Here is a 6803-nt window from a genome sequence, read left to right on the forward strand (position 1 = left end):
GCCGACACCGCGGGAGGCCGGAACCCATGTACCAGACATGGATGCGCTACTTCAGCCCCGGCCCCGTCCACCACCGCCTCGGCCTCGTCTGCCTCGGCGTGGGCCTCCAGCACGGGGCACTGCCGCCCGTCGGACCCCGCACCCTCGACCACCACGTCGCCGTCGTCATCCACGCCGGCAGCGGCTGGCTCCGCACCCCCGACGGCCGCACCCGCACCGTCACCGCCCCCGCACTGCTCTGGCTGACCCCCGGCGTCCCCCACCACTACGGCGCCGCCGACGGCACCGGCTGGGACGAGGCCTTCGCCGACTTCACCGGCCCGGCCGTGAGCGCCTACACGGAACTGGGCTGCATCGAACCCCACCGCCCCCTCGTCCCCCTCACCGACACCACCGCCGCACGCACCGCCGTCCACCGCATCGCCCGCGCGGCACGCCGCGGCAACCCCCTCCTGGAGCTCGAAACGTCCGCGGCCGTCCACGAACTGCTCGTGGCCCTGCGCCGGGCACGGGCCGACACCACCCCCGGCGGCGAACCCGTCCTCCAGACCCTCGCCCGGGACGCCTTCCTCCCCCTCACCGTCGCCCAGCACGCCGCCCGGCACGGCATGACCACCGCCGAACTGCGCGCCGCCGTGCGCCGCGGGGCCGGCTGCAGCCCCAAGGACTACCTCCTCAGCATCCGCCTCGGCCGCGCCAAAGAACTCCTCGCCGCCACCGAACTCCCCGTCGCCGCCGTCGCCCGCCGCGTCGGCTACGCCGACCCCGCCTACTTCAGCCGCCTCTTCACCCGCCGGGTCGGCACCGCGCCCATCCGCTTCCGCGCCCGCCAGGGGCGCTCCGTACCCGGCGGCTGGAGCGCGCGGATCCCCGACCCGGACCACCCACCGGTGATCGCACCCCGTCCGTCCGCATAGGCTCGGTGGCCATGAGCAACAGTTCCATGGACGAGTCCGTACGCGCCGAGCTGGGCCGGCTGCGCGACAGCATCGACAACATCGACGCAGCGGTGATCCACATGCTCGCCGAGCGCTTCAAGGCCACCCAGCAGGTCGGCCACCTCAAGGCCGCCCACAAACTGCCCCCCGCCGACCCGGCCCGCGAGGCCCGCCAGATCGCCCGCCTCCGCGAACTGGCCGAGAACGCCAAACTCGACCCCGCGTTCGCGGAGAAGTTCCTGAACTTCATCATCGCCGAGGTCATCCGCCACCACGAAACGATCGCCCGCGCCTAGCGCTTCCAGCGCGGCCGCACGAACGTCCCACGGCGCGGTGGACGCGGCACGTCCAGGTGCGGGCGGCAACCCCTCTCCCGCCGCGGCGGCGCCTGGCCGAGACGGGGCGTTCCGGCGGTGGCGTGCCCGCTGCAGCCCGGTCCGGCACCGCCGGTCCCCGCCGCGCGGGTTGCTCGCCGTCGCGGCGGGGGAGCGGGTGCACGGCACGTCCGGTCGCGAGGCCGAGGCCCGTCGGGGCGGGGGTGAGGGTGCGCGGCATGTCCAGGTGCGGGCCGCACCCCCTCTCCCGCCGCGGCGGCGCCCGGCCGAGACGGCGCAGCCCGGCGGTGCCGTGCCCGCCTGCAGCCCGGATCGGCATCGCCGTTCCCCGCCGCGCGGGTTGCTCGCCGTCGCGGCGAGGGAGTGGGTACGCGGCACGTCCAGTCGCAGGGCGGAAGCCCATCGCGGCGGGGGAGAGGGCGCGCGGCACGTCCAGTCGCGAGGCCGAAACCCCTCGCGGAGGGGAAGAGGGCGCGCCGGCACACACGCCCCGCGCCCCGCGCCCGCGGAACAATGTGCCCATGCCCGTACTCACCCGCGATGAAGCCCGCGCCCGCGCCCGCCTCCTCGACGTGCACCGCTACGCCGTCGACCTCGACCTCACCCGCGGCGACGAGCTGTTCGCCTCGACGACCCGGATCCGCTTCACCGCGCGCGCAGCCGGCGACACCTTCGTCGAGCTCAGGCCCGCCGCCCTGCGCCACGCCGCACTGGACGGCCGCCCCCTCGACCCCGCCGCGCTGGACGACAACCGGCTGCCGCTCTCCCTCACCCCCGGCGAGCACGAACTGCTCATAGAGACCGACATGCGCTACTCCCGCACGGGCGAGGGCATGCACCGCTTCACCGACCCCGCCGACGGCGAGACGTACCTCTACACGCAGGCCTTCCTCGACGACGGCCAGCGCGTCTTCGCGTCCTTCGACCAGCCCGACCTCAAGGCGGTCTTCGACGCCACCGTCACCGCCCCACCGCACTGGACCGTCCTCGGCAACGCCGTAGCCACCCGTACGGGCGACCCGGCCGAGGGCCGCTGGACGTTCGCCACGACACAACCGCTCAGCACCTACTTCGTGGCGTTCGCCGCCGGCCCCTGGCACTCGGTCCGCACCGAGCACGCCGGCCTGCCGTTCGCCCTGCACTGCCGCCGCTCCCTCGCCCCCCACCTCGACGCCGACGCCGACGAGCTCCTGGATATCACGCGCCGCTGCTTCGACCGCTTCCACGAGATCTTCGACGAGCCGTACCCGTTCGACTCCTACGACCAGGCGTTCGTACCCGAGTTCAACGCCGGCGCCATGGAGAACCCGGGCCTGGTCACCTTCCGCGACGAGTACGTCTTCCGGTCGGCCGTCACGGACACCGAGCGCGAGACCCGCGGCGTGACGATCGCCCACGAAATGGCCCACATGTGGTTCGGCGACCTCGTCACCCTCCGCTGGTGGGACGACATCTGGCTCAACGAGTCGTTCGCCGAGTACATGGGCTACCAGGTCCTCACGGAAGCGACCCGCTTCGACGGCGCCTGGACCGACTTCGCCTGCGCCCGCAAGGGCTGGGGCTACGACGCCGACCAGCGCCCCTCCACCCACCCCGTCGCCCCCGACCCGGCAGCCGTCCCCGACACCGCCTCCGCGCTCCTGAACTTCGACGGCATCTCCTACGCCAAGGGCGCCTCCGCCCTGCGCCAGCTCGTCGCCTGGCTCGGCGAGAAGGACTTCCTGGCCGGCATCAACGACCACTTCTCCCGCCACCGCTTCGGCAACGCCGCCCTCGCCGACTTCCTCGACTCACTGGCCCGCCGCACGGACCGCGACGTCCACGCCTGGGCGGACCGCTGGCTGCGCACCAGCGGCGTCGACACGCTCACCCCGGCCATCGGCGAGGCCGAAGGCCACTGGCACCTCACCGTCGGCCAGGACGGCACCCGCCCGCACCGCATCACCGCCGGCGCCTACGACCGGGACCCGGCGGCCCCCGCCCGCCTCGTCCTCCGCGACCGCATCGAGGTGGACATCCCGCAGGAAGGCCCCGCCAAGGTCCTTCCCGGCAACCGCCCCGACCTGCTCCTCCTCAACGACGGCGACCTCACGTACGCCAAGGTCCGCCTCGACGCCGCGTCCTGGGACACCGCCCTGCACTCCCTGCCCGGCCTGCCCGACCCGCTGAACCGCGCCGTCCTGTGGAACGCCGCCCGCGACATGGTCCGCGACGGCGAGCTCGCCCCCGCCGCCTACCTGGACGCCGCCCGCGCCCACCTGCCCCACGAGACCGACGTGGCCATCACCGGCGCCGTCCTCGCATTCGCCCGCGGGCAGATCACCGACCGCTACACCGCCCCCACCGACCGCCCCGCAGCCCTGGCCGCCCTCACCGCCCTCGCCCAGGACCTCCTCGACCGCACCCGGAACCGGGGCGAGGACACCGCCTCACAGGGCCTGCGCCTCACCGCCGTCCGCACCTTCATCGACAGCACCACCGACCCCGGCACCCTCCGGGCCTGGCTCCGCGACGGCACCGTCCCCGGCGGCCCCGCCCTCGACCCCGAACTGCGCTGGCGCGCCCTCGCCCGCCTCGCCGTCCTCGGCGCCACCACCGCCGAGGCCGTCGACGCCGAGCTCGCCCGCGACCCCAGCGCCACCGGCAGGCAAGGCGCGGCCCGCTGCCGCGCCGCCCTGCCGGACCCGGCCGCCAAGGAAGCCGCCTGGCAAGCCATGTACGACCCCGCGCACCACCCCGAACTCTCCAACTACCTCTTCACCGCCACCGCCCAGGGCTTCTGGCAGCCCGAGCAGCACACCCTCGTCCGCCCCTACCTCGACCGCTACTACCCCGCGGCCGTCGCCCTCGCCGCCCGCCGCGGCCCCGCCCTGGCCACCGCCGCCGGCGCCGCCGGATTCCCCCGCACCCTCGTCGAGCAGCGCACCCTCGACCTCGGCGAAGAGTGCCTGCGCACCGCCGGCCCGACACCCGCCCTGCGCCGCAAGCTCACCGACGAGCTCGACGACCTGCGCCGCGCCCTGCGCATCAGGGAGGCCGGGCGCTAGACGCGCCGGAACGCCGAAGGCTCCGCACCCCGGAAAGGAGTGCGGAGCCTTCGGCGTCCGAGAATGTCCCAGCGGCGGCCGGCCGCCGTCAGTCGCGCGCCTCGCGGGCGGCGTCGGAGGCCTGCGCGGTGCGCAGCTCCTCCAGGAAGCGGTCCACCGTGCCGTTCTCGCGGGCGGACTGGGCGACGTCCTCACCGACGATGCGGCCCGCCAGGTCCGTGGCCAGCACGCCGACCTGCTCGCGCAGCTCGGCCTCGGCGACCGCGCGCTCGGCGTCGATCACCGCGTGACCCGCGGAGATGATCTCCTCGCGCTGGCGCTGGCCCTCGGCCCGCAGCTCGGCGACGATCGCGGTGCCCTGCTCGGTCGCCTCCTGACGCAGGCGCGCGGCCTCGTGCCGGGCCTCGGCCAGCAGCTCCTGGTACTCGGCGTGGACGCGCGCGGCCTCCGCGCGGATCTCGTCCGCCTCGTCGAAGCGGCCCTCAGTGGCCTTCTCGCGCTCGACGAGGACCTTGTTGATCCGGGGCAGCAGCACCTTCGCCATCAGGGCGAAGGTGATGAAGAACAGCACCGCGCCGAGGACGAGCGGCGCGGGCTCGGGCTTGAGCGGCCCTACGTCGAGAGCGAGAAAGTTCATGGCCATGGGGTGCAGATTAGTCGACGGAACGGAGTGCGTCCGCCCCGGACCCCACTAGCAGACACAACTCACGCCCGTCGCACGGCCGTACCACCATCGAGCGAAACCCGCCCCTACGCCGGTCACCGACCGTGTGCTGAACGTAACTTGTTGCAGTTGCTGCTCGTCACCGCCCGGAAGCGACCGCACAGCACGCGCGCGAAGTCAACCCAAAAGGGGCAAAGTCATGCCTGCGTCCGCCGGCCCCACCGTCACCTCGCCCCGCGAGGCCGCGGAGGACACCCCTGCCCCTCTCGCCGGCGGCACCCGCGGCCCGCACGCCCTCCACCCGCTCCTGGACACCACCCTCGACGCCCTCGCCCAGGGCGCCGCCACCCGCCAGGGCCCCTTCCCGGCCGGCGGCCCCGAAGCCGTCACCGCCCGCCTGCACGCCCTGGCCGGCCCCGCCCTCCCCGAGACCGGCACCGGCGCCCACGAAGCCCTCCACGCCCTCGTCAGCGCCCTCGCCGAAGGCGCCGCCGACCCCGCCCACCCCCACTGCGCCGCCCACCTCCACTGCCCGCCCCTCGCCCTGGCCGCCGCGGCCGATCTCGCGGCCGCCGCCCTCAACCCCTCCCTCGACTCCTGGGACCAGGCCCCGGCGGCCACCGCCCTCGAAGCCCTCACCACCCGCGCCCTGGCCGCCCTCGCCTACCCCGGCCGCCCCGCCCCGGACGCCCTGGTGACCACCGGCGGCACCGAGTCCAACCAGCTGGCACTCCTCCTCGCCAGGGAAGAAGCCGCGAAAGCTGGGAAGGCTGGGAAGGCTGAGACGGAGGGGACGGAGGGGACGGACGGGAAAGGCGGGAAAGGCGGGAAAGGCGAGCAAGCCGGGGAACCGGCCCCGGCACCCCTCCGCGTCGTCTGCGGCGCCAACGCCCACCACAGCATCCACCGCGCCGCCTGGCTCCTCGGCCTCCCCACCCCCCTCACCCTCCCCACCCCCACCGGAGTCCTCGACCCCACCACCCTCCACGCAGCCCTCACCGAACTCACCGCCACCGGCACCCCCGCCCTCGTCGTCGCCACCGCCGGCACCACCGACACCGGCCGCATCGACCCCCTACCCGCCATCGCCGAGCTCTGCCGCACCCACGGCGCCCGCCTCCACACCGACGCCTCCTACGGCGGCCCACTCCTCTTCAGCGACACCCTCCGCCCCGCCCTCGACGGCCTCGACCACTCCCACACCATCGCCATCGACCTCCACAAACTCGGCTGGCAACCCGTCGCAGCCGGCCTCCTCGCCGTCCCCGACACCACCGCCCTCACCCCCCTCGCCCACCACGCCGACTACCTCAACGCCCCCGACGACACCCACGCAGGCCTCCCCGACCTCCTCGGCCGCTCCCTGCGCACCACCCGCCGCCCCGACATCCTCAAGATCGCCGTCACCCTCCGCGCCCTGGGCCGCCGCGGCCTCGGCGACCTCGTCGAACGCGTCTGCGCCGCCGCACAGCACCTCGCCGACCTCATCGAGGCCCACCCCTCCTTCGACCTCCACGCCCGCCCCACCCTCAGCACCGTCCTCTTCCGCCCCACCGGCACTGACGACCGCACCACCGCCGCACTCCGGCGCACCCTCCTCCACCACGGACACGCCGTCCTAGGCCGCACCACCACCCCCCAAGGCCTCTGGCTCAAAGCCACCCTCCTCAACCCCCACACCACCCCCGACGACCTCCGCACACTCCTCACCCTCGTGGAAGGCCAGACACGCCGATGAAGACCCCACCGCCCCCCAGCAACCCCCCGGAAAACACCCCCGACACCCCGCCGGCACCCCAGCCCGACCCCACACCCCAAG

General features: G+C 74.7%; 5 protein-coding genes. 4 read left to right on the forward strand and 1 reads right to left on the reverse strand.

Annotated elements, in window-relative coordinates; all coding sequences use genetic code 11:
- The first annotated feature begins 26 nt into the window (after window positions 1-26).
- The 3 genes from IF61_RS0103830 to pepN all read left to right on the forward strand — a co-directional run bounded on the left by IF61_RS0103830 (window position 27) and on the right by pepN (window position 4320).
- Window positions 27-917, forward strand: coding sequence for a helix-turn-helix domain-containing protein (locus tag IF61_RS0103830; protein ID WP_030364771.1), 891 nt, complete (start codon window positions 27-29; stop codon window positions 915-917).
- An 11-nt stretch (window positions 918-928) separates the two neighbouring features.
- Window positions 929-1234 (forward strand): chorismate mutase, encoded by a 306-nt coding sequence (locus IF61_RS0103835; RefSeq protein WP_030364772.1) that lies wholly within the window; start codon window positions 929-931, stop codon window positions 1232-1234.
- A gap of 560 nt (window positions 1235-1794) precedes the next feature.
- Window positions 1795-4320 (forward strand): aminopeptidase N, encoded by a 2526-nt coding sequence (gene pepN, locus IF61_RS0103840; protein WP_030364773.1) that lies wholly within the window; start codon window positions 1795-1797, stop codon window positions 4318-4320.
- A gap of 88 nt (window positions 4321-4408) precedes the next feature.
- Here pepN and atpF read toward each other — a convergent pair whose 3' ends face one another.
- Window positions 4409-4963: a F0F1 ATP synthase subunit B gene (atpF, locus tag IF61_RS0103845; RefSeq protein ID WP_030364774.1), complete on the reverse strand. Its 555-nt coding sequence runs from the start codon at window positions 4961-4963 to the stop codon at window positions 4409-4411.
- A 220-nt stretch (window positions 4964-5183) separates the two neighbouring features.
- On the opposite strand from atpF, the gene IF61_RS0103850 reads away from it, so the two are divergent.
- Window positions 5184-6722: a pyridoxal phosphate-dependent decarboxylase family protein gene (locus IF61_RS0103850; protein ID WP_030364775.1), complete on the forward strand. Its 1539-nt coding sequence runs from the start codon at window positions 5184-5186 to the stop codon at window positions 6720-6722.
- The last annotated feature ends 81 nt before the right edge of the window (window positions 6723-6803 follow it).

It is taken from the genome of Streptomyces roseoverticillatus (genome assembly GCF_000719265.1).
In the GTDB taxonomy this organism is placed as follows: domain Bacteria; phylum Actinomycetota; class Actinomycetes; order Streptomycetales; family Streptomycetaceae; genus Streptomyces; species Streptomyces roseoverticillatus.

Coding starts and splice junctions, on each gene's coding strand:
- IF61_RS0103835 (WP_030364772.1), top strand. CDS start 929: ATGAGCAACAGTTCCATGGACGAGTCCGTACGCGCCGAGCTGGGCCGG.
- IF61_RS0103850 (WP_030364775.1), top strand. CDS start 5,184: ATGCCTGCGTCCGCCGGCCCCACCGTCACCTCGCCCCGCGAGGCCGCG.
- pepN (WP_030364773.1), top strand. CDS start 1,795: ATGCCCGTACTCACCCGCGATGAAGCCCGCGCCCGCGCCCGCCTCCTC.
- atpF (WP_030364774.1), bottom strand. CDS start 4,963: ATGGCCATGAACTTTCTCGCTCTCGACGTAGGGCCGCTCAAGCCCGAG.
- IF61_RS0103830 (WP_030364771.1), top strand. CDS start 27: ATGTACCAGACATGGATGCGCTACTTCAGCCCCGGCCCCGTCCACCAC.